The organism is Mycobacterium sp. M26 (genome assembly GCF_001494595.1).
Lineage (GTDB): Bacteria > Actinomycetota > Actinomycetes > Mycobacteriales > Mycobacteriaceae > Mycobacterium.
In genome coordinates this window covers 686,142-712,570 of sequence record NZ_LN929907.1, presented here as the reverse complement: position 1 = coordinate 712,570, position 26,429 = coordinate 686,142, and the positions used below count along the sequence as shown (strand labels likewise).

Sequence of the window (26,429 nt, the reverse complement as noted above, 5' to 3'; positions counted from 1 at the left end):
TGTGATCTATCAGGCGTTTTCGCGGCGATGAAAACGTGTCGGTGGGTGCTGTCATGATGTCGGCATGTCCTCGTCGGCCGTGGTGAGCTCACCCAAGGAGCGTCTGGAGACGCTGTTCGACGAGCTGGCGGAGTTGGCGGGTCAGCGCAATGCCATCGATGGCCGGATTGTGCAGATCGTCGCTGAAGTCGACCGCGACGAGCTATGGGGGGCGACCGGGGCGCGGTCGGTGGCGGCGTTGGTGGCCTGGAAACTCGGGGCCACCTCAGCCAACGCGCACGCCATCGCCGCGATCGCCCATCGCAGTGCGGAATTCCCCCAGTGTGTCGGGCAGCTGCAGCAGGGCCGGCTCTCACTGGATCAGGTCGGCGTTATCGCCGCCGGTGCGGGTGAGGGTTCTGATGAGCACTACGCGGCGCTGGCGTCGGTGGCCACCGTGAACCAACTGCGGACCGCGATCCGCCTCGAACCCCGCCCCGAACCCGAACCGCGACCGCACCCGAGACGCTCCATCACCCAGACCGCCACCGATGACTCGATGAGTTGGCGGATCACCCTGCCCCACGACGAAGCCGCCGTCCTCGACGCCGCCCTCAAATCCCATCTGGATGCTCTGGTCACCGAATGGAAACGCGACCACCACGGCACCGATGCTGAGGCCATGCCCACCACCGTGGACGCCTTCATGCAGCTGGTCACCGACGGCTGGGATGCCCAAGCCAGCCGCCGCCCGCACGCCCAGCACACCACCGTCGTGGTCCACCTCGACCTCGACCAGCGCGCCGCCGGCCTGCACTTGGGTCCGCTGCTCACCGACGCGGAACGCCAGTACCTGACCTGTGATGCCACCTGCGAGGTGTGGTTCCAACGCCACGGCCGCCCGATCGGGGCCGGACGGGCCACGCGCACCGTCAACCGCCGGCTACGCCGGGCCCTGGAACACCGCGACCGCACCTGCGCGGTGCCTGGCTGCGACGCGACCCGCGGCCTGCACGCCCACCACATCGTCCATTGGGAAGACGGCGGAGCGACCGAACTCTCGAACCTGGTCTTGGTGTGCCCGTATCACCACCGGCTGCACCACAACGGCGACATCACCATCACCGGCCCCGCCGAACACCTCGTCGTCACCGACGAAGACGGCGACCCACTCACCAACGCCACCCTGGCCCACCCACCAAACCAGCCATCACCGGCCCCGCCGAACACCTCGTCGTCACCGACGAAGACGGCGACCCACTCACCAACGCCACCCTGACCCACCCACCAAACCAGCCACCACCGCAGGTCCCACCCTGCCCCGGACCCATCGGCGAACGCGCCGACTGGTGGTGGTACGACCCCTTCCAACCACAACCACCACCAGCGAATTAGGCTGGTGAGCGTCAGTTGTCGGCAGCACCGAGTGGCGCTCAAAAGAATTGCAGGACAAGGGATCCTACCGCTATACCTCGATCAGAAGAGGCGGGAAGATTCTTGCCCAGCATCGGCTGGGTCGCGTTTGACGAACTCGCTCAGGGCTGGCCGACCAGTCGGCCCAGCACCACATCACGCACCCGCGCCGGAAGTTTCGTCACCACCGCCATCTGCAGGGCAGGGCCCACGCCGACCGGGTAGCGGGCGCGCGGCGAGCGGGCGGTGAGCGCCTCCTGCACCACCGCAGCCACCTTGTCCGCGTCGACGGCCAGGCGCTGCGACATCGGGATCGACTTGCGCATCCCGGCAACGTGTTTGGCGTACAACGCCCGCTGAGGCGCCGTCATCGCCGCCTCCATCTCGTCCACGCTCTGGTCGGCTTTGCGCCACAGGTCGGTGTCGGTCTGCGCCGGCTCGACGACGCTGACGCCGATTCCCCACGGCCGCAGTTCCACCCGCAACGCATCCGCCGCCGCCTCGAGGGCAAACTTCGACGCGCTGTAGGCACCCAGCAGCGGCACAGAGATGCGCCCGTTCACACTGGAGATGAACACAATTCGGCCCCGCGACTCCCGCAACAGCGGCAGTACCGCCGCGGTGACGGCGAGCTGTCCGACGACGTTGACGTCCAACTGCCTTCGAATCTCGCTGGCTGTCAGCGCCTCCAGCGGCCCGGTCACGGCGATGCCGGCGTTGTTCACCACCGCATCGAGCCGACCGCCGAGCTGACCGGGTAGCGCCGCCACCTGGTCATCGTCGGTGACGTCGAGCAGCACCGGGGTGACCCCCGGCTGCGCGGCCAGGGCGTCAGCATCGGTCTGGCGTCGCACCCCGGCGATCACCTCCCATCCCTTGGCTGACAGGTGGGACACGATCGACTTACCGATACCCCGGGAGGCGCCGGTGACCAGAACGGTGGGCATGCTCGCGACTCTAGTTGTCTGGCTGGGCGGCGGGCACCGGTTGCGGTCCGTAGCGGAAGATCGCCAGGCTCGTCGCCACCACCACCGCCGCCAGCCCGATCACCGGCGCCACCATGAAGCGTGACAGCGTGGCCCCGACGGCGGCACCGGCCAGCATCGTCAACACGACGCTGTAGCGCAGCTTTTCGCGCTCCCCGCGTCCGCCGGCCAGCCGGCTCTCGCTGCCGATGCCGACGATCGTCGACGTCAGCACCGTCGTGCTGAGCTCCTGAATGCCGAACTGACGGGCGGCGGCGTTCTGCGCGCCGAAGGTGATCGCCAGGCCGGCGATCAGGACCAGCTTGCCGTTGTCGTGGTAGGCCAGTACGCCGGTGCCGGCCAGGATCGCCAGCGTGGTCAGCAGCACCACCTCGGTGCCCAGCGCGGCGGTGATCCACACTCGCACCTCGTAGTCGAGATGCCGCGCGAACCGGCCACCGATGATCGTGCCGATCACGAAGAAGACGAACGAGACCACGGCAGCTGTCATGTCGACCCCGGAGTGCGGGACGAACCAGAACCCCAGGAAGATCACGTTTCCCGTCATATTCGCCACGAACACGTGCCCGAGCACCAGCACACTGATGGCGTCGACCAGCCCGGTGCCGAACGTCAGCAGCAGCAGGGCGGCCACGGTGGCGCGTTCGGAGACGGGTGAGGCGACGGCCATCAGGCAAGTATCGCCGTCAGAGCTGCGGGGTGAGATCCAGGGATGTCACGGTGGTCATCTTGGTGACCAGCCAGTCACCGTGCTCGCGGGTCAACTGCAACCGGTAGGACAGGTACCGCATCGAGGGGATGTTCCGACTCAACGGACTCGTCGAGGTGGTGTTGGTGTAGACCAGCGCGGTGGCCTCGTCACCGCGCAGCGACTCGACGGCGGTGCCCACCACCTGGGTGGTGTTGGTGACCTTGGCCTGCTTGTTCGTCGGGACGATCGCGTCGACGTATTTGCGGTACTGGTCCTGGAATTCGCCGGACAGGAACCTGGCCGAACGGTCCGGCAGCTGGTCCATGTCATCGGGGGTGTAGGTCCACAGTGTGGTGATGGCCTCGGCTGCGGTCTTGGCGATGTCGAGCTTGGTGGCCACCGCGGCGCGGTCAGCCAGGTACGGCTGCACGGTGGCGCCGGCGAAAGCTCCCGCGCCGACGAACAACGCCGCGGCGGTTCCCACCACCAGCGCGGTGCGCTTGCCCGCCAACCACTTTCGGGCTGCCGAGGGTTCCTTCGCCGGTGGCGGCACGTCGGTGTCGGTGGACTCCTCAGTGGACTCCTCAGTGGTCTCCTCGGTCGCACTGTCCTCGGTCGACTCGTCGGCGACGGTGTCCTCGACGGCGGCGTCGTCAGCCGCCTCGTCGGTCAGATCACCTGCAGCAGGTTGCTGATCTTCCACTGCTGTCCTTCCTTGGTCGCGGTGACCACCCAGCGGCTGCCGTTCTCAATCTTCTTGCCGTCGGGCAGGGAGGTGGTCGTGGTCGCGGCGACGACGACATCGGCGCTGCCGTCGGAATTCCACCGCTCGATTCCGAGATCCTGCACGCTGCCCTTGGTCGGCTCGGCCCGCGCCACCTGGATGACGATCTCGTTCATCTTCTCCTGGTAGAGCTTGGCGAACTGCCCGGTGCCCTGGGCCAGGACCTTGTTGGCATAGTCGTTGGCGTGGAACGGATCCGGTGAGGTGTAGTCGGTGACGAAACCGCGCACGAAACTGAGTACGGCCACGTCGCGCACCGCATCACGGCGCTGTGTTTCCCGATCCACCAGCATCAGGGCACTCACGGTGACCGCCCCGATGATCGCTACCGTCGCCAGTGCCGCAACCAGGGCCAGCACCCAACGGCGTGCCCGCGGGGCGGGCATCCGGAAGAGGCCCTCGGTGCCCGGTTCGACCTTGCGCCGCGGGCTCATCGGCCCTCCGGCTGTCCGGCCGGGTTCGGTTTGGCCAGCACCGAAATGTTGGATACCCGCCAGTGGCCGTCGGCGGACTTCTCGAAGTTGGCCCGCACCGTCGCGGTGATCAGCCGTTGCTTGGGTGCCGCGCCGCGCTGGCCCTGCATCAGCAGCAGCATCACCGCGGAGTCCGGCGTATTGGTCAGCACCGCGCTGTTGGTCACCCAGTAGTCGTTGTCGACGGGTCCGGCCTTGCGCACCGCGTCCTGCTGCGCGACCAATTGCGGTCGATAGGCGTCGGTCACCAGATCGCGGGCGCGGGCGAAGTCAGCATCGATGCTGGCGGCGTCGTAGCTGAGCATGTTCTCGACGATCTTGGGTCCCTGCGCAGCGATCTGCGTCCGGGCGGTGTCGACCGCATGGTCGTGCCGGTAGACCGTCAGATAGTTCAGTCCCGCCGCGGCCACGGCGATGACGGCGGCACCAGCGAGCACCGCCCCCGCCAGCCGGCCGCGGTCCGGGCGCTCCCCGGCGATGCGGCGCACCTCGGTGCGAGTCAGGAAATCGGCGAACGTACGGCCGCGGGAATCCCACAGCGGCCACAGCCAGCCGATGAAGACAGGGACGGTGTCCAGCAGGTGGGCGATATCGCGGACCAGCAGCCGCCACGGCCCCACCCGGGCGCCGGTGCGGCTGACGAGCTCGATACCCAGCAGCGAGCGACCCAGCGTCGCGCCGCGCAACGACGGCAGCAGCCAGCGGTTGACGGCGGCCGCCAGGAACACCAAGCCGGCCAAGCTCACCGTGAGCCACCACAGCCAGCCACGCAGCGGCGCCGACCAGGCGACCAGCATCAACGTGGCGAGTACCCCGAGCGGTACCAGGACATCGATGGCGAAGGCACCGGCACGAGCACGCCACCCGGCCTTCGGCGCAGCCGGTTCGTCGGCGACGGTGTCGAGAACCTCGGCGGTGTCCAGGGTGGTGTCGCTGTCGGTCACCGTCACTTACTCACCTGGGCGAGATCGGCGATCTTGTAGGTCCCGTTGTCGGGCATCATCTTCACCCGCAGCCGGTAACCCTGCTCCTGTCCCTGGGCCTCGGTGTTGGACACCTTGACCCGAAGGGCGACAAGCACATCCATCGATCCGTCGTCATTGTGGCGCTCCACGGCGGCACGCATGTTGGACACCTGCACCTGAACCTTCGCGGCCTGGTAGGCGTCGACCAACAGACCGCTGTACAGAGTGGCCTGGGCGCCGAACCCACCGGTCGCGCATTCGATGATCTTGCGCTGACTGGCCTCCATGGCGCTGGCGTCCGGGGCCTGGGTTGCCGTGACGCAATCCATCGCCGCGGCGACGGCTGCCTGCTCGGCGCGAGTGGTGGCCACACTGCTCTGGTGTGATTTCAGGGCGAAATAGCCGCCGGTACCGAGCCCGGCCGCAGCAATCAGAAGAACGGCACTGACACCGACCAGCCAGCGGCGGCTGGCCAGCCGGGACGCCCGCGGTTGCGCTACTTCAGCGGATTCTGCAGCCACCTGATCGCCGACAGACTCATCAGCCTCGGCGGTTTCCGATGTCACCGACTCCTCAGCCACATCGGCTTCGTCGTCGGTGGTGGGCGGCGGTGTCTGCTGTGCCGGCTCCTCAGCCTCGCTACGCTCGGCCTCGTCGCCCGGCGGCGTCTGATGTGCCAGCTCCTCAGCCTCGCTACGCTCGGCCTCGTCGCCCGGCGGTGGGGTCAGCCGGCCGGAGCCAGCATCTCCTTCCATCCGTCGTCTCCTGTACTGCTCGAGTTCGTGACGCTGTACTTCACACCGTCAGGGCCGACCAACTCACCGCTCTGCGGGTTGTAGACGGCCGTATTGCCTTCCGCCGGAGTGTAGGTGCACGGATTGGGCTGCTGCCCGTTGCACTGCACAGACCCGGTCCCCGGCCGACTCAGCGGGTCGCTGGTCACGGGGTTGGCCGCCGGAGGCGGCAGCAGGTCCGCCGGCAACGGGTTCATCCCGTTGTTGATGGACGGTGCCGGTATCACCGTACCCGGGTTCACCGGCTGGTCGCATCGGGCGGCGGGCGCCGGGCAGGTCAGCACCTGGTTCGGGTCGCCGTACCAGGGGTTGGTGCCCAACGGTGTGTAGGGCTCGTTGCTGCGGCACTCCTCCGGTGTCGCGGCACGCTTACCCGGGACGTCGACGCACGGGAAGTTACGCGCGCCGCGCACGACGTTGGCCGGGGTGTCCTTGGGGATCTTGCAGTACAGCCCGTTCTCCACCGGCTTGCGCGACAGGTCCGCCGGAGCCCGCCACTGGCTGGCCGGCAGGAATCCGGTCAGACATGGCGGCGGCTGGTTGATCGTCAACGCGAAGTCCAGCGCGGCTTGATGCGGATACGGCGCGGACACCGCCTGGGCCACCGAGGCGCCCTGCGGCAACAGCACCAGCGACTGCTCGACGCCCTTGTTGTAGCGCTTGAGCATGTCCAGGATGATCTCCAGGTTCGCCAGCGTCTGCGGCAGAGCTTCCCGAACATCGCTGAACACTGCAGTGACCGCGTCAGCAGTGGGCGCGGCCTGGCTCAGCCCGCTACGCAACGCCTGATCCTGCGCTGCGGTCTGCGAGGCGATGCTGTTCAGGTTCGCTGCCCACGCCGAGATCGCGTCAGCGGAGTTCACCTGGCTGTCCACCACGGGTGCCGAGTTCTGGATGATGTCGTTGACGTCCTGAATGTTGGTCTTGAAATCAGTGACGATCGCCTGCGTGCCGTCGACCAACCGCTGCAGCGACGGCCCCAAACCACCTACCGCCAAAGCGGTTTCGTTGAGCAGCACCGGAATCTTGTCCGCGGGCAGAGCCGCCAGGCCCTTGTTCGCCGCGTCCAGTGCCGGTCCGATCTCCTGCGGGACGGTGCTCTTGGTGATGGTCTGGCCGGCGGCGAAGTACTTGCCCGGGGTGCCGGTGTCGGACACCAGGTCGAGGTACTGCTCGCCGACCGCCGATACCGAGTGGACGTTCGCCGACGCATCGACCGGGATCTTGTACTTGTCGCTGATGCTCATCGTGGCGCGCACACCGTTTTCGGTGGGCACGACTTCGGTCACCCGGCCGATCGTGACGCCGCGGTAGGTGACGTTGGCCGTGGCGTAAAGGCCACCCGAGGACGGCAGGTCGGCCTTCAGCGTGTACTGCCCGACACCGGCCAGCGTGGGCAGCCGCAGGAAGTACACGCCCAGCACCAACAGCGCGACCACGGTCAGCACGCCGAAGATCACGAGCTGCGTCTTGATGAAGCGGGTCAACATTTACTCGTCACCCCTCACTCGCCGCGCTCGACATACGGTCCACCCTCGGCCATGTTCGGGTGCGGCGTGAACCGCACGTCCGGGATCATGGTCTGCGGGTCGCGACCCCACGCCTGCTCAAGAGCACGCAGCATTCCGGACACACCGGTACCGGTGAGGAACGCGTTGTCGATCGCGGACAGTGTCAGGTCGAACGTGGCCGAGGTGTTGATGTAGTCACCCCGGATTACCTTCGGAATGTTGTCGACCGGGTACGGCGCCGTGATGACCAACTTGAGCGCGTCGATCATGTACGGGCCGGCCTTGCCGAGCTGCTTGAGCGGGCGCTGCAGCATCTGCAGGTTGGTATCGATATCAGCCCGCGCCGCCGACAGCGTGTTGGCGGTGACGTTGCTGAACCGGCCCAGTGCCTCCACGGCTCCGGTGAGCTTGTCCCGGGAGTCCGCGAAATACTTGATCAGCGGCGGGAATTCGGTGAGCACCCGGTCCAGGGTGTCGTTGCGCTTCGCCACGATCTGCAGCAGTTCGTTGGTCGAGTCGATCGCCCGGGTCAGGTCATCGCGCTGCTGGTTGAGCTGGTCGGTGAAAGTGTCCAGCTTGCCCAGGAAGTCGCGGATCTGATCGGCGTTGCCCGACAGGATGTTGGCGACCTCGGTCTGGATCACTTCCAGGTTCGGGATGCCGCCGCCGCGCAGCACGGTGGCGATACTGGCCAGCGTGCGCTCGGTGGTCGGGAACGACTGCGAGTTCTTCAGCGGGATCGTCGCACCGTCACGCAGTGGCTCCGGCGAGGGATCAGCCGGCGGATCCAGCTCGACGTGCTGGGTACCCAGCAGACTGGTCTGGCCGATCCGCGCAATTGCGTTGGCCGGCAACTTGACTCCGGGCTGCAGGTCCAGCGTCAGCGTCGGAATCCAGTTCTTCAGCTCGATGGCCTTGACCGAGCCGACGAACACGTCGGCCACCCGGACCCGGCTGTTGACGTTGAGCGCCAAGGTATCCGGCATCTGGACGTAGATCGTCATCTTGTCCTTGCCGCTGCCGGGACCACCCGGCAGCGGGACGTTGGCGATACCGCGCCAACCGCAGGACGTCAGCACCAGCGCCGTGACGAGCAGCACCAGACCACGCCAGCCGTACCGGCGCGTCGACTTCATGATCGCGCTCACTATCCGTTCCCCATTTCAGCGGGCAGCGGCGGGCCTGCCGGAGCGGGTGCCGCGGGACCCGGCGCGGCGGGCGCCGGAGCGCCGATCTGCTGCGAGACCGGGAGCGGTCCCGGGATCACACCAGGCGCAGGTGCCGGTGGTGGCGGTGCACCCGGGTACCACGGCGGCGGCAGCGGGTTGTACTCGCTGTACGAGTTCGGCGGAGCGCCACCGGGCGGACCGGCCGGCGGGATCGACGTCGGGTCGGGCCCGCCCATCAACGCCGCCAACGAATCCGGGGTGAGCATGTTGGCGGTGAACGCCTGCACGTCGACACCCTGCATACCCGGGGCCACGATCCAGCCCGCCTCGTGGTTGCCGTGCGAGAACAGCGTGTCGCGCGACCAGATACCCGGCACCGTCGTGTCCTTGTAGCCCGACGGCGGCTGCAGGCGCGGCTCGGAATACGCGACGTACTTCGGCAGAGTCTCGGCCGTCGAGAACTGGTTCACGCCGAACGGCGGGAAGTTGAACTTGATCGCGTCCAGGATGGGCGCCAGGTACTGCGCGCACATCTCGGCCGAATCCTGGTAGCCCAACCGGCTGCCCGCCTGGATCGCGCTGCAGAGGAACTGCATCGGGTTGGCGAAACTGGCCACCACCGGGATCGCGACCAGCGCGCCGTGCGTCGGGTGGTAGATGTTCTGCAGGTTGGCCGCCAGCGTCGGGTACACGTGCAGCACCGTCTCGATGCCGTTGCGGGCGTCGGGCTGCATCAGCGCGTTGGTGGTATCAGCCAGGTTGTTGATGTCCTTGCTGAGCACCGAGCCGTTGTCGTCGACGAACTTGCGTGCGGTGGTCAGCAGGGTGTTGATGTCGCGAACCGCGTTGGCCACTTCCTGATCGCCATTGGCGAAGGAGTTGGTGAAGGTGGCCAGATCGGAGTTCAGCGCCACCAGCTGCTGGTCGCTCTTGTGCAGCGCGTTGACGAACAGCGCCAGGCTCTTGAGGACGGCGAAGAAGTCACCGCGGCCCTCGTTCAACGCGGTCACCGCGTTGGACAGCGCCCGGAAGGTCGTGTTGATCTGCTCGCCCTTGCCCTCGAGCCCGTTGGCGAAGGACTCCAGCGCGTCACCGAACGGACCCTTGGGCTGCTCCTTGGTGGGCCCCAGAGTGGTGACCAGCTCCGAGATCTGGTTGCGCAGGTCGTCCCACTCGACCGGCACCTGGGTGCGCTCGATCGGGATCACCGCGTTGTCGCCGAGCACCGGGCCGCCGGTGTAAGCCGGGGCCAGCTGGATCACCCGGGAGGCCACCAGGCTCGGGTTCAGGATGGTCGCCGTGGCGTCCGCAGGCACCTTGTACTTGTTGGCGTAGTGGAAGGTGACCTTCATCTTGTCGCCGGCCGGCTCGATCTTGTCGATGTTGCCGACCCGAACGCCCATGATCTGGACACGGTCACCCGGGTACAGCGCGAGCGCCTCGGAGAAGTAGGCCACCACGGTGTTGGTGGTCATCTTCTTGTAGAGCTGCCAGCCCACCAGCGCCCCGACCAGGCCGAGGATCACCGCGAGGGTGCCGATGATGACCGACATCCGGGACATCTTCGGCAAGCCCAGGTTGCGCACGTTGAACACTGTCGACATCGCTTAGGCTCCCCCTCCCTGATCGACGGGCGCCAGGTCACCGACCGGCGGCACCTGCGGACCCGGTCCCGGCGGCGGGATCGGGCCGACGAGAGCGTTCGGCGGCGGAGCGTATCCGGGGATATCGGTGGCCGGTCCCGGCGTCGGGGCGACCGGCACGGTGCGCGCTCCCGGCGGGCCGGGCGCCAGCGGCGCTGAAGGCACGCCCTGGATGCTCGGCGAGAGTTCACCCGGGAAGGCGGCACTCGGGACACCCGGGCTGTAGCCCGCGGCGGGGTTGGGTGCCGAGATCGGCACGTCGGCCGTCGGGTACTCCGGTCCGCCGAACGGTCCCGTACTCAGCCCGGCACACGGCAGCGGGTTGGCGTTGGTCGGGATGCCGTCCGGGGGCGGGGTGTACGAGCACGGCGAGCCGGGGCCGACCGCGGGGCCGGGATGTTCCGGTGTGCCTTCCAACGGTGTCGGTGCCGCCGGCGGTGCGCCGTTGGGCTGACGCTGGCCGTTGGGGTCGGGGAACCGGAACGCCGGCAGACCCGCGTTGCGCCAGAACTCCTCGGGGTCGATACCGCGCTTCTTGAACGCGGCGTCCACCCACGGCTGCAGGATCTGGTAGGGCACCAGGTTGACGACGAGGGTCTTGAAGTAGGGCCCGGAACCGATGGCCTCAGCCAGCGCGCCCATGAATTTGGCCGCGGTGATGAACACGTCGGCCAGGTCGTTCTTGTGCTTGGCCAGCTCGCCGCTGATCACATTGAGCTGTGTCAGAACGTGGTTCAGGTTCGGGTTGTCGTTGATGAACCCGGCGAACTGCTGGGAGATCTCCGAGACATTGGCCAACAGGTAGTCGATGGCGCGGCCGCGATCGTTGACGGCGGCCAGCAGGGTCTGCGCGTTGACCGCCAGGCGGTTGATCTGCTCGCTGCGATTGCCGAGCACTGCGGCGACCTTGTTGGCGTTGGCGAGCAGCTGCTTGAACTGCTCATCGCGCTTGCCGATGGTGTCGGAGAACCGGGCCACCCCGTCGAGTGCGGCACTCAGGTGCGGGTAGGTCTGATCGATGGTCTCCGACAACACATTCAGCGACTGCTTGACGGTCTGCAGATCCCAGCCTTGGGCAGCCTTGGTGACGTCGAAGACGGCGTCGTAGATCTGGTAGGGCGTGGTGGTCTGACCCACCGGGAGCACGCCCCGCGGCTCGAGCACCTTGTCGCCCCGCGGTTCGACCTCGATAGCACGTCGGCCCAGGATGGTCTCGGTGCGGATGGCCATCCGGCTGTCGGTGCCGATCTGCTTGTCGCCCAACGAGAATCCGACCAGCACGTGATCGCCTTCGATGTCCAGCGACTTGACCTGCCCGACCTCCATACCGGCGATCCGAACCTTGTCGCCGGGGTTGATGCCCGCCGAATCGCTGAACTGGCCGTAGTACGTCGGCTGCGCGAACAACTGGGGAATGCTGGCGAAGCTCTGGCCCACGCCGACCACGAGCGCCACGATCACGATGCCGGCCAGGCCGTTCCGGATCCGGTTCGGTGTCTCTAGCGTCCTCATTGCGGGGTGCACCTACCCGTCGGCTGCTGGGTGATCTTCACCGTGCGCACCGGGCCGCCCGGCTGAAGGCCGTTGAGCTTGAGGTTGATATCGCACAGGTAGAAGTTGAAGAAGTCACCGTAGATGCCACCGGCGCGGCCGATGATCTTGATCGCCTCCGGCAGCTTGGTCAGCAGGTCGTCCAGCTTGGCCTGACCGTCGACCAGCGGCTGCTGCACCGTCTCGATCTTGGCGATGGTGTCCTTGAGCAGCGGACGGTCGTCGGCAAGCAGATCGCCCAGGGTGCCCGAGGCGTTGCTGATGTCGGCGATCGAATTGGCCAGCGGGTCAGCGCGGTTCTTCAGACCGGTGATCAACACCTCCAGGTTGTTCACCGTCTGGTCGAACTCCTTCTCGTGCTTGACCGTGGTGGCCAGCACCGTGTTCAGGTTGGTGATGACGTCACCGATCGCCTGGTCCCGGTCGGCCAGCGCGGAGGTCAGCTGCGCGGTCTGGTCGAGGATGTCGTTGATGGTGCCGCCCTGACCCTGGAAGACGGTGACCAACGACGATGCGATGGTGTTGACCTTCTCCGGGTCCAGCGCCTTGAACAGTGGCTTGAAGCCGCCGATCAGCGCGTCGAGATCGAGGGCGGGCTGGGTGCGCGCGACCGGGATGAACCCGCCGGGCGGCAGCACGCGGTCGGCCCCTTCGCCGGTGCCCCGCTCGAGGTTGACGTAGCGGTTGCCGATCAGGTCCTGGTAGCGGATCTGGGCGGTGGTGGACTGGTAGAGCGGCAGCGTCCGGTCCACGTTCAGGGTGACCAGCACACGACGGCCGTTGTCGACCAGCTTGATGTTGGAGACCTTGCCCACCTCGACGCCGCCGGCGCGGACGAACTCACCGTCGCGCAACCCACTGGCGTTGGTGAACTCAGCGGTGTAGGCCGTGGTCCGGTCAAACCGGAACTGCCCGAACACCACGACGATGATCGCCGTGAACAGCAGCAGCACGAACGAGAACGCTGCGAGTTTGACTGCGGTGCCGGTGATTTTCATGGGTTGATCGTGTTCTCCCCGACTTGGCGACCCCAGACGTACTCGGTGAGGATCGGCTGGCCCAACTCGAAGTGGTTGTACGGGGCCAGCGAGGCGCCGGCGTCGACAACCAGGTACGGCGCCGGCCAGAAGTTACGGTTGACCTCTTGCCAGCAGCCGGGCGCGCCACCCGGGCCGCCGCGAGCATTCACCCGCGGCAGGTTGTCCGGGTACACGTACGGATTCGGTGCGCCGAGGAACTCGGTGACGGTGGACAGCGAATATCCGTTACCGCCAAAGGAATCCAGCGCCAAGGGCAGAGCCAGGGCTTCATTGCGGATCTGGCAGTACAGCTGCGGGCTGTACTTGTCCAGCACCGTGGTGGTCGGCACCAGGTCGGCCTGACCGCGGACGAAATACGGTGCGCCACGCTCGAATACGTCGGCGCCGGTGTTACCGAAGCCGGTGGCCGCCAGCAGCGCGGCATCGAGATCGCCCTGCTGCTGGTTGAGGCTGCGAGCGGTGGTCACCGAGTTGTCCAGGAAGTTCCAGAAATCGGGGCTGGCCTTGGTGTAGACGTCGGCCAGATTCGCCAATTGCCGGATGTTGGAACGGATCTGCGGCATCTGCGGGTTGATGTCGTCGAGGATCGCGTTGCCGCTGACGATCGACTGACCGAACTTGGTGCCCAGGCCGTTGAGCGATTCGGCGGCCGCACTCAGGGTGAGGTTCAGCTTGACCGGGTCGACCTTCTCCGAGATCGAGGTGAGGGTCTCGAAGAGGGTGTTGAACTCGGTGGTGACGTGGCTGACGTCGATGACGTCAGAACTCGAGATCCGGGCCTTGCTCGGGTCTTTCGGGCTGGTGAACGACACGTACTTGTTGCCGAAGACGGTGCTGGCCTTGATCTCGGCGTTGACGTTGGCCGGGATCAGCTTGATGAAGCGGGGCTGGATCTCCAGGTTCAACTGGGCCATCTGCTGGCCGTCCCGGTTGATGGCCGAGATCGTGCTGACCCGGCCGATCTCGACGCCGTTGTAGGTGACCTTCGAGCCCGGATCCATCACCAGGCCGGCGCGGTCGGAGACCATCGTCAGCGGCGTCTTGGGCGTCAGCTTGCCACGCCACTGCGCATAGATCAGCGCTCCGATCAGCGCGGCGACGATCAGGAAGATCACCCCCGCCAGCTTGAGCGGGGGTCGCCGAGAGTCGTTCAACGGATGCGACGCCATGGCGCTAGACCGTGAGGTTGAAGTTCGGGTTGGTGCCGTACAGCGCCAACGAGGCCAACAGAACGACGGTCGCCACCGCGACCAGTGAGGCACGCATCGACACACCCACCGCCTCGCCGACGCCCACCGGGCCGCCGCTGGCGTTGTAGCCGAAGTAGCAGTGGTTGATCATCACGAAGAGGGCGATGATGATCGCCACCACGAAGGACCAGAACACATCGTCGGGCCGCAGGAACGTGCGGAAGTAGTGGTCGTAGGTGCCGGTGGACTGGCCATAGAACACCGTCGTGGTGAGCTGTGCCGCCAGGAACGACAGCAGCAGCGCCATCGCGTACAGCGGGACGATCACCACGATGCCGGCCAGGATGCGGGTCGAGACCAGGTAGCTGATCGACTTGATGCCCATCACCTCGAGGGCGTCGATCTCTTCGGCGATCCGCATGGCGCCCAACTCGGCGGTCGCACCGGCACCAACCGTGGCCGCCAGCGCGTGGCCGGACACCAGCGGGGCGACGACGCGCACGTTGACCAGTGCGGCCACGAAGCCGGTAAAGGCCTCCACACCGATGTTGCCCAGCGAGGCATAACCCTGGATGGCGATGAGCGAGCCGCCGGACAGCGTCACGAATCCGACGATGGCGATGGTGCCGCCGATCACCGCCATCGCGCCGGTGCCCATACCGATCTCGGCGATCAGTCGCAGCGTCGCGCGCCGGTAGTACCGCAGCGCGTGGGGGATCTGGCCGACCGCGGTGACGGTGAACCAGGCCACCTTGCCGACGTTCTCGGCGAACCGGCCCGGAGCCGACGCCCACTTGGTGGCGGAGCTGTAGGCGCGGGGGTACCGGCCCCGCAGGACTGTTGAGGTGCTCATGTCACCGCCCCGTTCCGAATCGGACACCGATGGTGGTCAGCACGACGTTCACGGCGAACAGCGCGACGACCGAGAGCACCAGCGTTTCGTTCACCGCGGTGCCCAGGCCCTTGGCGCCGCCGGACACCGTCAGGCCGCGGTAGCAGCCCACGAGTCCGGCGATCAAGCCGAAGATGAGGGCCTTGACGATGGAGATGACGACCTCGGGCAGGCCGGTGATCAGGGTCAGGGTCGACAGGTAGGCACCGGCCGAGACGTTCTGGCCGTAGACACCGAAGATGAATCCGCCGACCAGGCCGATGGTGATGACCGCGCCGTTGAGTAGAACCGCGACGAAGGTGGAGGCCACCACGCGCGGCAGCACGAGCCGGTGGATCGGATCAATGCCGAGCACCTCGAGTGCGTCGATCTCCTCGCGAATGGTGCGGGCACCGAGGTCGGCGCAGATGGCCGTCGAGCCGGCGCCGGCGACCACGAGCACGGTGACGATCGGGCCCAGCTGGGTCACGGCGGCCAGGGCAGCACCCGCACCGGATGCGTCGGCGGCGCCGAACTCCACCAGAAGGATGTTGATCGTGAAGATGATGAGGATCGTGTTCGGGACGGCCACCGCGACGGTGGGCAGGAACGTCACCCGGAACAGGAACCAGCTCTGCAGCACGAACTCACGGAACTCGAACGGCCACTTGGTGGTGGCCTTCGCGGTGAGCACGCACATCCGGAAGAAGCCGCCGACGGCATTTAGTGGCGAGCGCAGCCGGTCCGCAACGTAGGCGGACACCCCCGTTGTCGCTGTCACCGGGAGACCCGCTCAGCGACAACAGGTTCGTCGTCGCGGCACAACGGCAGCATGCCTGGCACAAACCCTCCTCGCCCCGACCCGCAACCTGTGACCGGCGTCTCCTTACCGATGGGTAGTAAGGCGGACCACAGGAATGTACCCGATGAAATACGGGCCGTGCACCGCATCTGCACTATTAGCCCTCCATCGTCATTTCTCGGAATCTTTCGCATGGGTAAACGTGCCGCGGGTCAGCCGGGATTTGCTGTATCCGAACCTGTTTCGCCAGCACCGTCGGCATCGGCGGTGGCGCCGAAGCGGATTCGCAGCTCGGTCTTGAGTACCTTACCGGCCGGATTCCGTGGCAGCGCATCGACGATTTCAATCGCCTTGGGGTGCTTGTAGCGCGCGAGTCGTTCATTCAGGAAGTCATCGAGATCGGCCAGGGCAAGCTCGGCTGCGGAGATCGCCGCGACCGCGACCGGAACCTCACCCCACTTGGGGTGCGGCCGGCCGATGACGGCCACTTCCACGATGGCCGGATGGGCCGCCAGGGCGTTCTCCACTTCGGCGCAGTAGATGTTCTCACCGCCGGAGATGATCATGTCCTTCTTGCGGTCGACCACCCAGACATAGCCCTCGTCGTCCATCCGGACCAGATCGCCGGAATGGAACCAGCCTCCGGCGAACGCCTCTGCGGTCGCCTGCGGGTTGTTCCAGTAACCGGCCATCAGCGTGGGCGCCCGGTAGACGATCTCCCCGACCTCGCCGACCGGCACGTCGTTCATATCCTCGTCGACCACCCGGGCGGCGACGGTCGGGATGACCTTGCCCACCGAACCCAGCTTCCGGATCGCGTCGTCGCCGAGCAGCATGCAGGTCACCGGAGACATCTCGGTCTGGCCGAACGCGGCCAGGATCTTGCTGTCGGGGAACGTTTCGGCCATCTGCCGCAACAGCGTGTCGGAGGCGGGGGCGGCGCCCCACGACAGTGCCCGCAGCCGGACGTCGCGTGGCTTGGCCTGCTGCGCGGCGCACACCGCCTGCCACTGGGCCGGTACCAGGAAGATGCCGGTGACCTTCTCGGCTTCCAGGACGTCGAGCAGCTCACCGGGATCGAATCCGCCCAGCGGGTGAATGACCGTCGGGGTGCCCAGCAGCAGGCCGCCCAGCATGTTGCCGATCCCGGCGATGTGGAACAGCGGAACGCCGATGAAGCCGACGTCATGGTTGATATCGGGCCCGGTGGTGTACATCGAGGTCATCGCCTGGCCGGCGAGGTTGGTGTGGGTGAGCACCGCGCCCTTGGGGCGTCCGGTGGTACCCGAGGTGTACATGATCAGGGCGGCGTGGTCATTGGGGATGTCGACCGGTGCGGGTGGATCCCCCGCTTCGGTGACCAGGTCCTCGTAGCCGAGCACGTCGGCGTCGGTGCCCGCCCCGGCCACGATCACGGTGGTCAGCGCCGGTGCGAGGTCACGCACGGCCTTGGCGACATCGGCCAGCACCGGCTCGGTCACCACGACGGCGGCCTCGCAGTCCTGCACCAGGAACGCCAGTTCGGGCGGGGTCAGCCGGAAGTTGACCGGTACCGCGATGGCACCGAGCTGGTTTGCGGCCAGGGTCGCCTCGACGAACTCGGGCCGGTTGAGCATCAGGATCATGACGCGATCACCGAACCGGACTCCGCGCCGGCTGAGCGCACCGGCCAGCGCGGTGACGCGCTGGTCGAACTGGGCCCACGTGGTGGTCTTGCCCATGAAGCGGATCGCGGCGGCGTCGGGCTGCATGAGGGCGTGTCGCGCCAGCTGGTTGGTCCAGTTCTGGCGGCGCGCCAGATACGGCTGTTCGGTCGCCTGTTCGGTGGAATTGGTCAACTGTGTGGTCACCTCGTCCCCCTGTTCGGTTTCGCCTGCCGTGAACGTTGCGTGAACGCCGCACCGAGGTGCGCGATCGCCGTTATATTTGATCAAATCTGGTGTCGCCCGCGTCACACTATTGCTTACTCGCCGCCCACACAAGTCCTCGGAGGTCACGTGAACGCACCGACCTCGGCACGGCCGGCGAACCCCCCGCGACGTCGCCGTTCCCAGCTCGCCGACGAGGTCGCCCAGCACCTGCGCGACGCCATCATGACCGGCAATCTGCGGCCCGGAACCTTCATCCGGCTCGACGACACCGCCGCCCAACTCGGTGTCAGCATCACCCCGGTTCGGGAGGCGTTGCTGACCCTGCGCGGTGAGGGCATGGTGCAGCTGGAACCCCGCCGCGGCTACGTGGTGCTGCCGCTGACCCGGCAGGACATCGCCGACATCTACTGGCTGCAGGCCACCATGGCCAAGGAACTCGCCGCCTCAGCCGTCGACCGCATCACCGACGCGCAGATCGACGAGCTCGAAGCGGCCAACGAGGCCCTGGCCCGCGCCGTACTCAACTGCGATCCTGACGCCACCACCGCTGCCGAGTTCAGCTTCCACCGGTTGTTCAACCGGGCCACCGGACGTTTCAAGCTGTCCTGGTTCCTGCTGCATGTCGCGCGCTACATGCCACCACTGATCTATGTGACGGACATGTCGTGGGGCACGTCGGCGGTGGACAACCACCGTCAGATGATCGAGGCACTGCGCAACCACGACAGCGAGATCCTGCTGCGGACCGTCGAAGAGGAGTTCAGCGACGGCGCCACCCGGCTGATGGACCAGCTCGAGAGCAGCGGTATCTGGCGCTGAGGGCTCAGCTGGCGGCGAGGTGCTCGGCGCGGGTCTTCAGGTTGGCGGCCAGGTGCTCGAGCACGTCGTTGGTGAGCTTCTTGACCATCATGGCGGGCACCGCCATCGACGTCTCGACCTCGAGGTCGACGGTCAGCAGGCTGGAGGGTCCCATCGCCACCACCGAGAACAGCTGATCCTGCTTGGTGAAGACATCGCCCTGTTGCAGGACGGTCTGGATCTGCCCCTCACCGGGGTAGTAGACGGCCTGGATGAAGGTGCTCTCGTGGCCCTGGATGACAGTGTCGATGCGCAGCTGACTGGGCCGGCCGTCGTCATAGCGGGCCAGGATGTAGACGGCCTTGACCTCGTCGTTCCACTGCGGATAGGCCTCGAAGTCGGCCACGATGCCCAGGATCGAGGCGGCGTCGGCGTTGACCTCAAGAGTTTTGGAGACGAGCGGCATCGGCCGATCATATCCAGCCCGGCAGGCCGCCCTAGGCGTGCGCCTTACCCGCTGTGACGTGGTTCTCGGCGGCACCCAGCGGTGACTCGACGCGGGTCTTGTCGTCCTTGATCAGGCCCCGCAGCAGTGCGGTGCTGAATTCGGCGGCAATCTCCTGCGCACTGCGCCGGCCGTCAGGCCGCAGCCAGCGGTAGGCACCCAGGGTCATACCGATATAGCCAAGGGCCACCACGTGCGAGTCGCACTCGTAGAACTCGCCACTGGCGATCCCGCGCTCGATCAGCCCGGCGACGTGCTCGTAGACCTGGGTCTCCTTCTCGCGGACTTCGGCCACCTGCTCCTCGGTGAACCACTCGGAGATGTAGGGCTGCTCCTGGAAGTAGACGGCCGCACCCTCGGGATCCTTGGCGATATTCGTGAGCAGCCGCACTGTGTACTGGTAGAGCGCCTCGCGCGCGGTCCAGGACGGATCATCGTGGACGGCGGCCAGCGTGCGCTGGGCGGCCCGCTGATAGATGTCGAACAGGATCAGCGACTTGCTGGCGTAATAGTGGTAGACCGTCGCCTTGTTCAGGCCGACGACGTCGGCGACGTCATCCATCCGGGTGCCGTGATAGCCGCGGGCGGCGAACAGCTTGGTGGCGACGGCCAGCAGCTCTTCGCGGCGGGTCATCCCGTTCTCGGGTGGCATGGTGTCCTCGCTCGTCCTACTCCGACCGGAGCCGGCTATCTATCAACTGGTTGGATAGTTTAGGCAATGACCCTGATCGGTGTTGCAGCCCGGGCCGCCGGGTTAGACTGCCGGTCACAGGGCGAGGCACCCTGTCGCGTGCGACAGCGGTCATGATGCGGAAGGATTACCTCATGGATCCGAATCCGGATTACGACGCCAGCGATGAGATCGAGTACTTCTTCAGCTGGCTGCCCTGGGCGCTGCGCGGCGTCTACCCACCGCCGGCTTACCCCCCGGTTTAACCACATCTTCCTGATCTCCCGCCGCCTCCGTTGACGGCCGGCTTGCGGGCCATGCTCGCCCGCGACCCCCACGAACCACACCGCACGGCCAGCAGCCTGGAGCTGCTGTTCGATCTGGTGTTCGTCGTCGCCGTGTCGCAAGCCTCCGGTGCCCTGCACCATCTGTGGGAAGACCAGCACTTCGGCCACGGCCTGGCCGCCTACGCGATGGTCTTCTTCGCGATCTTCAACGCCTGGCTGAACTTCACCTGGTTCTCCAGCGCCTTCGACACCGATGACTGGCTGTACCGGCTGGCCACCTTCGTCCAGATGGCCGGGGCGCTGACGATTGCCGCCGGCGCGCAACGAGCCATGCTGGACAACGACTTTCGGGCCATCGTGGTCGGCTACGTCATCATGCGGGTGGCGGCGGCGGCCCAGTGGACGCGTGCGGCCATCAGCGATCCGGAGTACCGCGGCACCTGCGTGCGCTACGCCGTCGGGATCGTCGTGGTCCAGTCGCTGTGGGTGACGTGGGCGGTCGTCGGTGGCCCGGTGTGGCTGTTCCCGGTTCTGGCAGTCGTGGACCTGTCGGTGTCCCCGATCGCCGAACGACACCGGCCGACGGCGTTCCACCATCACCACATCGCCGAGCGGTACGGCCTGTTCACCCTGATCGTGCTTGGCGAATCCATTCTCGCGAGCGCGAATTCGATCATCGGCAGCCTCTCGGACACCGAGGCACGGACTGGTTTGATCGCCTGTGCCACCTGCTCGCTGATCATCGTGGCGGCCATGTGGTGGATCTACTTCGACCGTCCCCAGCACGATCAGTTGATGACGTTCCGCAGGGCGTTCTTCTGGGGCTACCTGCACTACTTCATCTTCGCCTCGGCGGCCGCGTTCTCCGCGGGGGTGGAAGTCGCCGTGGCCGAACACCTCGGCGAAAGCCATCTGCCGCACGGCATCGCCGGGCTGACCTTGACGATCCCGCTGGCGGTGTTCATCGTCGCCACCTGGCTGGTGCTCGATGCGGTGCGCGGCGATGCTGTCCAGGCGGTCGGCACCGTGGTGCTGGCCGCCGCGATGGTCGCTTCGGCTCTGCTGCCCTATCCGCCTGCCGGCGCAGCCACCGTCATGGTGGCCGCCGCTGGCCTGGTCAGCTGGCGCCACGCGGCCCAAAAGACCTAAGCGGCAGCCGCTTTCACGGCCCGGCCGACCTCGGAACGCAACCTGGTGTACTCCGGCGAGCGGCGCAGTTCATCGGGATCGACACCGCTGCGCGGGAGGTCGACCGGAAGGTCCAGCGCCACCTGGCCCGGGCGGCGGGTCAGCACCACGATCCGGGATCCCAGGAAGGCCGCCTCGTCAGCGCTGTGGGTGACGAACACCGTGGTGCGCCCCGACTCCGCGCTGACCTGACGGACGTCCTCCTGAAGACGTTCGCGGGTCAGGGCATCCAGCGCCGCGAACGGCTCATCCAGCAGCAGCAGCGACGTCTCGGGCCGCTCGGAGGCCAGCGCCCGGGCGATCGCCACCCGCTGCTGCTGACCGCCGCTGATCTCCCAGATCTTGCGGCCGCCGATGGCTTCCAGTCCCACCCGGTGCAGCAGCTCGTCGCGCCGCTGGGCGCGGCGTTCCCGCGGGGTGCCCGAATACTTCAGCGCGAGTTCGATATTGCCGCCGACGGTGCGCCACGGGAACAGCCGGGGCTGCTGGAACACCACACCCGCGGTCTTGCCGGGCACCGGCTGGCGGCCCGAGACCGTCAGCTCGCCCTCGCTGGGTGATTCGAAGCCGGCGATCAGCCGCAGCAGCGTGCTCTTGCCGCAGCCCGACGCGCCGACCAGAACCAGGAACGAACCCGGTTCGACGTCGAGGTTGATCGGACCCAGCGCCGTCGTCGTCCCATAGCGGTGCTTGACGTCGCTGATGTGGATACCGCCGTCGGTGTGGGAGGCCGACGAGGCCGGCGCCCGGGCGCCGGCCACCGTCTCACTTGGTGATGACATCAGGTAACCCCTGGGTATAGATGGCGTCCTGGAACGTCTTCAGCGGTGCGGCGGCCGGAATCTGCTTCTGCTCGGCCAGGAACTGCGAGGCGCTCTCCAGGTTGACCGCCACGTTGCCGGGGTTGCCTTCGGTGCCCAGCCACTGCGGCGAGGCCACCTCCTGTGGGGTCAGGTAGACGCCCTGCTTGAGCTGTCCCTCGACATCGGCGGGCGAGAGCCCGATCTCGGCGCCGATGGCCTTGGCCGCCGCGGCCGGATCGTCCTTGATGACGGTCAGTGCGCGGGCCTGCTGCTTGCGCCACACGTCGACCACCTCGGGGTGATCCTTGGCGAAGGAGTTCGACACCGCGGCCAGGTCGAGGGTCGGTTTGCCGTCCTTGGCCAGCTGGCGGCTGGTGATCAGATCCTTACCGGTTTTGCGCAGCTGGTCCAGGGTCGGCAGCCAGGTGTAGGCCGCTGCGATATCGCCGCGCTCCCAGGCCGCCAGGATGGCCTGCGGCTGCAGGTCGATCAGCTGAACATCACTGGGCGACAAGCCGTTCTGGGCCAGTGCCGCCAGCAGACTGTAGTGCGCGGTGGACGCGAACGGGGTGGCCACCCGCTTGCCCTTGAGGTCGGCGATCGAGTTGATGCCGCTGCCGTTGCGTGCGACCAGTGCCTCGTTGTCGCCGGCGACGTCGAGGACGAAGGCGACGCTGTAGGGGATGTTGAGCGGGGCCGACAGGCCGCGCGCCACCGGGCTGGAACCCAGGGCGCCGAAGTCGAGCTCCTTGGCGATGAACGCGGTGTTGACGTCGGCGCCGGAGTCGAACTTGATCCACTTGATGTTGTAGTCCGGCAACGCATCTTCCAGCCACCGGTTGTTCTTGACGATGAGATCGCCGCTGGGGAAGGTCTGATACCCGATGCGCAGCGTCGGCTTGCCCGCATCGTTCTTGCCGCGGTCCACCGAGCAGCCCGCCATCCCGATCATGGTGATCGCGGCGAGTGCGACAGCGGCAATTCTCTTCAGGTTCATACCTTTCCTCTCCAGGGGACGGCACGACGCTCGACCGAGCGCAGCAGACCGTCGATCACCAGACCCGAGATGCCGATGGCGAAGATGCCGACGAGCACCACGGGAGTGTTGTTGTAATTGCTGGCGTCCTTGACCAGGCCGCCGATACCGGGAATGCCGTTGAACAACTCGGCGGCGACCACCGACGAGTAGGCCATGCCGACCGCGAGGCGGATGCCGGTGAACGTTTCGGGCAGCGCCGATGGAATGACGATGTCGCGCACCACATCACGTCGTGACGCACCGAGCGCGCGTGCGGCTTCGACCAGGCTGACCGGCACGGCCACCACGGCCGCGGTGGTGGCGACGGCGGCCGGCGGCAGCGCGGCCAGAGCCAGCAGAGTGATCTTGGGTGCCTCGTCGATGCCGAGCCAGATGACGAGCAGGAAGAAGTACGCCAGTGGGGGCAGGGCCCGCAGGAAGGTCAGCCACGGTTCGAGCACACTGCGCACCCACGGGATCGAGCCCATGGCCAGACCGAGCAGGACACCGACCGCGACACCGATGACCACGCCGACGAACACCCGGCGCAGGGTCATATAGAGGTGTTCCCACAGCAGGTAGCCCGCATAGCCCCGGACGCCGTCGTGCGTGGTGGAGACGTCGATGAAGGCGTGCCACACCGTGCTGGGGTACGGGACGAACGTCTGGTTCCAGATCTCGCTGGCCGCGGCGAGTTGCCAGACCAGGAAGAACACCAGCACCGAGAGCAGTGGCAGCCCGGCCCGCTTGGCCACACCCCGCCACCTGGCCGAGGACTGCTGTTCAGCAGCGGCCGGCCGGGCCCCCTCATCAGGGGTCACGTCAACGAACACAGACACCCGGACACTGTGACGGCGTCTTCACAGGAAAGGAATGGCTGGGCTCAGCGCGAGTGAAAGTCATCCTAGCTCACCGACTAGGCTCCCGACCTTGTGACCGAATGGACAACCATCGCCGACCGGCCCGACCCGGCCCGGCTCAAGCTGGACAGCTATCCCGTCGTCGACGAGGTGGCGGCCCGCTACGGCGATATGGACGCCAACGGCCACATCAACAACCTCGCACTGGAGTCGATGCACGAGAACGCGCGGGCGACGATGAACCGCTCGCTGTTCCCCGATATCTATGACGTCACCACCCGCCAGTTCCGGCTGGTGACGTCACAGAACGCCGTCCACTTCCTGGCCGAGGCGCACTGGCCGGCCATGGTGCGCACCGGTGCCGGGGTCGGACGGATCGGCCGGACATCGTTCGTGGCGTCCACCGGGCTGTTCATCGACGGCACCTGTGTCGGGGTGTGCGACACGGTGCTGGTGTTGCTCGGCGACGACGGCCCGGTGCCGTTCACCGACGACGACCGCGCCAAGCTGGCGTCGGTCAGCCTCGGCGCGCCGTCGAGATCGACGTAATGGCGCTGCACACTTGCACTTTCGCGCCCGTTTGTCGGTTTCGGCGCTAGGAGGCTAGCGGGTTCTCCTGCTCCGGCATCGTGACGACCGTCGTCGCCCCGCCACCGGAGGTATGGGCGAACCGGACCGAACCGCCCATCTCCTCGATACCGACCACCAGCGAGGCCAGCCCGATGTGGCCGTCGGCGACCTTGCGGTCCAGCACCGCAGGGTCGAAGCCCACCCCGTCATCGACCACCCGCAGCACCACCGCGCCGGCGACCTTGTGCAGATCAACCTGCACCCTGGTGGCACGAGAGTGCTTGTGCGCGTTGGACAGAAGTTCGCGGGCGGCCCGGTACAGCAAGGCCTGCGCCCGCGGCTTGCCGACCTCGTCGATCTCACAGTCAAAGGTGACATCCCAGCGCTGCTCGTACTGGCGCACCAGCTCGCGCAGCGCCGGACCCAGACCCACCTGGGCCAGCACCTGCGGATGCAGCGTCGTGACGGTGTTACGCAGCAGAGTGACGGTCTCGCGCAGCGCGGCATCCACCCGATCGAATCCCTCGCCGGTGGGGCGGTCCCGCAGATCCTCGAGATCCAGCCGCGCGGCCAGCAGGTTCTGCAACGGTCCGTCGTGCAGCTGCTCCGACAGATGCCGGTTGTTGCGCTCGTCGGCCTGCATCGATTCGGCCACCAGCCGCCGGCGGACATCGAGCAGGGCCCGCACCCGCGCCCGCCGTTTGGACAGCACGTAGCACAGCGCGGTGGTCGCCGCGGCCAACCACAGCAGGCAGCCGACCTGTACGTAGACCACTGCGGGCACCGCAATCATCTTGTCCCGCACCGCATACACGATCCAGGCGATCAGATAGCCGCCGGCCGCGCTGAGCCCGAGCGCGGCGGTCAGTTCGGGACGATCCAGAAAGGCGACCGTGATCGGCACCAAGAAGAACACCGGCAGCAGCCACACCGTCGCCCCGCCGGAGGCCAGACACAGCACCAGCACGACGAGCACGTCGACGGCGGTCGAGGCCACCCCGAACCACCAGCGGATCGGGATGCGGACCACGACGACCAGCCACACCAACGCGAAGGCCGCGTAGAGCAGCAGAACGGCACCGTAAACGTCGGGCAGCCAGTGTTCGACGTCCTGGATGTAGACCAGCAGCGCCATCAGAACGATCAGCGGCAGCCGCAGCACTGCCGCGACCCGGACCGGCTCGCTCGTCAGGTAATCGAGCATGTGAGAGACGTCGCGCGGCACGCTACTCCAGCAGTCCCCTGCGCATCGCCTCGGCGACGGCGGCGGCCCGGTCACTGACGCCCAGCTTCTCGTAGAGCCGCTGGACGTGGGTCTTGACCGTCGAGGGCGCCAGGAACAGTTCCTCGGCGATCGACGGGATGCTGCGGCCGTGCGCGATCATGCCGAGCACTTCGCGTTCCCGCGCGCTCAGCGCCGGGCCGGACGGTTCAGCGCGTCGGCGGATCTCGACGGCCAGACCCGACGCCAAACGCGGGGCCAGGACGTCGCGGCCCTTGGCACAGTCCAGGACGGCGTTGACGATCTCGGAGCGGGTCGAATCCTTGGGCAGGTAGCCGGCCGCGCCCTGCTGCAGCGCGTGATAGACGATCTCGGCGTCATCGTGCGCCGACACCAGCAGCACCCGGGTGGCCAGCTCGTCGCGGACCACGGCGGCGGCCACTTCGGCTCCGTCCATCCCGGGCATCTGGTAGTCCAGCAGCGCCACCTCGGGCTCGTGTTCCTTGATCAACGCCAGGGCCGACGGGCCGTCGTCGGCCTCGGCGATCACCTCGATCTCACCGCTGCCACTGAGCGCCCGGACCAGGCCATCGCGGAACAGCGGGTGATCGTCACCGACGACCACGCGCACCTTGCGGTTCTGGGACATGGCGAGAGCTTCGCACAGGTTCCCCCAATCGGGGGACAAACACTTCATCACTACAAGGGCCCAGTCGGCGGACAGACCGGGCGGCCGCGCCGGGCAATAGTCGAAACGTAGCCGAGAGCGATCGGC

At 67.0% G+C, this 26,429-nt stretch carries 26 protein-coding genes and 1 pseudogene; 5 read left to right on the top strand and 22 right to left on the bottom strand.

All coding sequences use genetic code 11. From position 1 onward, the window contains the following. Window positions 1–64: 64 nt before the first annotated feature. A pseudogene (locus BN3385_RS03500) lies at window positions 65–1,374 on the top strand (HNH endonuclease signature motif containing protein). Window positions 1,375–1,514: 140 nt separating this feature from the next. Here BN3385_RS03500 and BN3385_RS03495 read toward each other — a convergent pair. From BN3385_RS03495 to fadD5, 15 genes are all read right to left on the bottom strand, one after another. Further along, window positions 1,515–2,339: an SDR family oxidoreductase gene (locus tag BN3385_RS03495; protein WP_059015080.1), complete on the bottom strand. Its 825-nt coding sequence runs from the start codon at window positions 2,337–2,339 to the stop codon at window positions 1,515–1,517. A 10-nt stretch (window positions 2,340–2,349) separates the two neighbouring features. Beyond that, window positions 2,350–3,048 carry a YoaK family protein gene (locus BN3385_RS03490; RefSeq protein WP_059015078.1) on the bottom strand — a complete coding sequence of 233 codons (699 nt, stop codon included), beginning with the start codon at window positions 3,046–3,048 and terminating at the stop codon, window positions 2,350–2,352. 16 nt (window positions 3,049–3,064) lie between these two features. Further along, window positions 3,065–3,772 (bottom strand): hypothetical protein, encoded by a 708-nt coding sequence (locus BN3385_RS03485; protein WP_059015076.1) that lies wholly within the window; start codon window positions 3,770–3,772, stop codon window positions 3,065–3,067. Continuing rightward, the gene (locus tag BN3385_RS03480) at window positions 3,739–4,287 is read right to left on the bottom strand and encodes an Rv1363c family protein (RefSeq protein ID WP_059016341.1); all 549 of its coding nucleotides are present in this window, start codon (window positions 4,285–4,287) and stop codon (window positions 3,739–3,741) included. Before BN3385_RS03480 ends, BN3385_RS03485 begins: the two co-directional genes overlap by 34 nt. Next, window positions 4,284–5,270 (bottom strand): RDD family protein, encoded by a 987-nt coding sequence (locus BN3385_RS03475; protein ID WP_059016339.1) that lies wholly within the window; start codon window positions 5,268–5,270, stop codon window positions 4,284–4,286. Before BN3385_RS03475 ends, BN3385_RS03480 begins: the two co-directional genes overlap by 4 nt. Window positions 5,271–5,272: 2 nt before the next feature. Further along, entirely contained in the window at window positions 5,273–6,046 is a 774-nt protein-coding gene (locus BN3385_RS03470; RefSeq protein WP_059015074.1) for an Rv1363c family protein, read from the bottom strand. After that, on the bottom strand, window positions 6,016–7,575 hold the full coding sequence (locus BN3385_RS03465) for an MCE family protein (protein ID WP_059015072.1): 1,560 nt from the start codon (window positions 7,573–7,575) through the stop codon (window positions 6,016–6,018). Before BN3385_RS03465 ends, BN3385_RS03470 begins: the two co-directional genes overlap by 31 nt. Before the next feature lie 14 nt (window positions 7,576–7,589). Next, window positions 7,590–8,732: a virulence factor Mce family protein gene (locus BN3385_RS03460; RefSeq protein WP_059016337.1), complete on the bottom strand. Its 1,143-nt coding sequence runs from the start codon at window positions 8,730–8,732 to the stop codon at window positions 7,590–7,592. Window positions 8,733–8,743: 11 nt separating this feature from the next. Beyond that, window positions 8,744–10,369 (bottom strand): virulence factor Mce family protein, encoded by a 1,626-nt coding sequence (locus BN3385_RS03455; RefSeq protein WP_059015070.1) that lies wholly within the window; start codon window positions 10,367–10,369, stop codon window positions 8,744–8,746. A 3-nt stretch (window positions 10,370–10,372) separates the two neighbouring features. Next, entirely contained in the window at window positions 10,373–11,920 is a 1,548-nt protein-coding gene (locus BN3385_RS03450) for a virulence factor Mce family protein (RefSeq protein WP_059015068.1), read from the bottom strand. Beyond that, entirely contained in the window at window positions 11,917–12,957 is a 1,041-nt protein-coding gene (locus BN3385_RS03445) for a virulence factor Mce family protein (RefSeq protein WP_059015066.1), read from the bottom strand. The genes BN3385_RS03450 and BN3385_RS03445 overlap by 4 nt, the downstream gene beginning before the upstream one ends. After that, window positions 12,954–14,168 (bottom strand): MCE family protein, encoded by a 1,215-nt coding sequence (locus BN3385_RS03440; RefSeq protein ID WP_059015063.1) that lies wholly within the window; start codon window positions 14,166–14,168, stop codon window positions 12,954–12,956. Before BN3385_RS03440 ends, BN3385_RS03445 begins: the two co-directional genes overlap by 4 nt. A 4-nt stretch (window positions 14,169–14,172) precedes the next feature. Then, the gene (locus tag BN3385_RS03435; protein ID WP_059015061.1) at window positions 14,173–15,042 is read right to left on the bottom strand and encodes an MlaE family ABC transporter permease; all 870 of its coding nucleotides are present in this window, start codon (window positions 15,040–15,042) and stop codon (window positions 14,173–14,175) included. Window position 15,043: 1 nt separating this feature from the next. Further along, window positions 15,044–15,760 (bottom strand): ABC transporter permease, encoded by a 717-nt coding sequence (locus BN3385_RS03430; protein WP_502688051.1) that lies wholly within the window; start codon window positions 15,758–15,760, stop codon window positions 15,044–15,046. A gap of 314 nt (window positions 15,761–16,074) precedes the next feature. Continuing rightward, the gene (gene fadD5 / locus BN3385_RS03425; protein ID WP_059015057.1) at window positions 16,075–17,712 is read right to left on the bottom strand and encodes a fatty-acid--CoA ligase FadD5; all 1,638 of its coding nucleotides are present in this window, start codon (window positions 17,710–17,712) and stop codon (window positions 16,075–16,077) included. Between the two features lie 147 nt (window positions 17,713–17,859). Between fadD5 and BN3385_RS03420 the strand changes: the two genes are divergently transcribed. Beyond that, window positions 17,860–18,552: a GntR family transcriptional regulator gene (locus tag BN3385_RS03420; protein ID WP_059015055.1), complete on the top strand. Its 693-nt coding sequence runs from the start codon at window positions 17,860–17,862 to the stop codon at window positions 18,550–18,552. A 4-nt stretch (window positions 18,553–18,556) separates the two neighbouring features. Here the strand turns inward: BN3385_RS03420 and BN3385_RS03415 are convergent, their stop codons facing one another. Beyond that, window positions 18,557–18,997, bottom strand: a complete 441-nt coding sequence (locus BN3385_RS03415) for an SRPBCC family protein (protein ID WP_059015053.1) — start codon at window positions 18,995–18,997, stop codon at window positions 18,557–18,559. 31 nt (window positions 18,998–19,028) lie between these two features. Beyond that, window positions 19,029–19,688, bottom strand: coding sequence for a TetR/AcrR family transcriptional regulator (locus BN3385_RS03410; RefSeq protein WP_059015052.1), 660 nt, complete (start codon window positions 19,686–19,688; stop codon window positions 19,029–19,031). A gap of 155 nt (window positions 19,689–19,843) precedes the next feature. Between BN3385_RS03410 and BN3385_RS27965 the strand changes: the two genes are divergently transcribed. Next, window positions 19,844–19,972, top strand: a complete 129-nt coding sequence (locus BN3385_RS27965; RefSeq protein ID WP_197415162.1) for a hypothetical protein — start codon at window positions 19,844–19,846, stop codon at window positions 19,970–19,972. A 30-nt stretch (window positions 19,973–20,002) separates the two neighbouring features. Next, complete coding sequence (locus BN3385_RS03405) at window positions 20,003–21,142, top strand: low temperature requirement protein A (protein WP_502688035.1); 1,140 nt, start codon at window positions 20,003–20,005, stop codon at window positions 21,140–21,142. Here the strand turns inward: BN3385_RS03405 and BN3385_RS03400 are convergent. The 3 genes from BN3385_RS03400 to BN3385_RS03390 are packed head-to-tail and all read right to left on the bottom strand — an operon-like array spanning window position 21,139 to window position 23,841. Then, entirely contained in the window at window positions 21,139–21,963 is an 825-nt protein-coding gene (locus tag BN3385_RS03400; protein ID WP_082690261.1) for an ABC transporter ATP-binding protein, read from the bottom strand. The two genes, BN3385_RS03405 and BN3385_RS03400, sit on opposite strands and share 4 nt — an antisense overlap. Further along, window positions 21,947–22,981 (bottom strand): taurine ABC transporter substrate-binding protein, encoded by a 1,035-nt coding sequence (locus BN3385_RS03395; protein ID WP_059015046.1) that lies wholly within the window; start codon window positions 22,979–22,981, stop codon window positions 21,947–21,949. The genes BN3385_RS03400 and BN3385_RS03395 overlap by 17 nt, the downstream gene beginning before the upstream one ends. Further along, window positions 22,978–23,841 (bottom strand): ABC transporter permease, encoded by an 864-nt coding sequence (locus BN3385_RS03390; RefSeq protein WP_059015043.1) that lies wholly within the window; start codon window positions 23,839–23,841, stop codon window positions 22,978–22,980. Before BN3385_RS03390 ends, BN3385_RS03395 begins: the two co-directional genes overlap by 4 nt. Before the next feature lie 93 nt (window positions 23,842–23,934). Here BN3385_RS03390 and BN3385_RS03385 point away from each other — a divergent pair, with 93 nt between their 5' ends. Continuing rightward, on the top strand, window positions 23,935–24,411 hold the full coding sequence (locus BN3385_RS03385; RefSeq protein ID WP_059015041.1) for an acyl-CoA thioesterase: 477 nt from the start codon (window positions 23,935–23,937) through the stop codon (window positions 24,409–24,411). Between the two features lie 46 nt (window positions 24,412–24,457). Here the strand turns inward: BN3385_RS03385 and BN3385_RS03380 are convergent, their stop codons facing one another. Together BN3385_RS03380 and BN3385_RS03375 are read right to left on the bottom strand one after the other, a co-directional pair. Beyond that, a complete protein-coding gene (locus tag BN3385_RS03380) occupies window positions 24,458–25,636 on the bottom strand; it encodes a sensor histidine kinase (protein WP_059016334.1) in 1,179 nt (392 codons plus the stop codon). 22 nt (window positions 25,637–25,658) lie between these two features. Then, a complete protein-coding gene (locus BN3385_RS03375; RefSeq protein WP_059015039.1) occupies window positions 25,659–26,303 on the bottom strand; it encodes a response regulator in 645 nt (214 codons plus the stop codon). Between the last annotated feature and the right edge of the window lie 126 nt (window positions 26,304–26,429).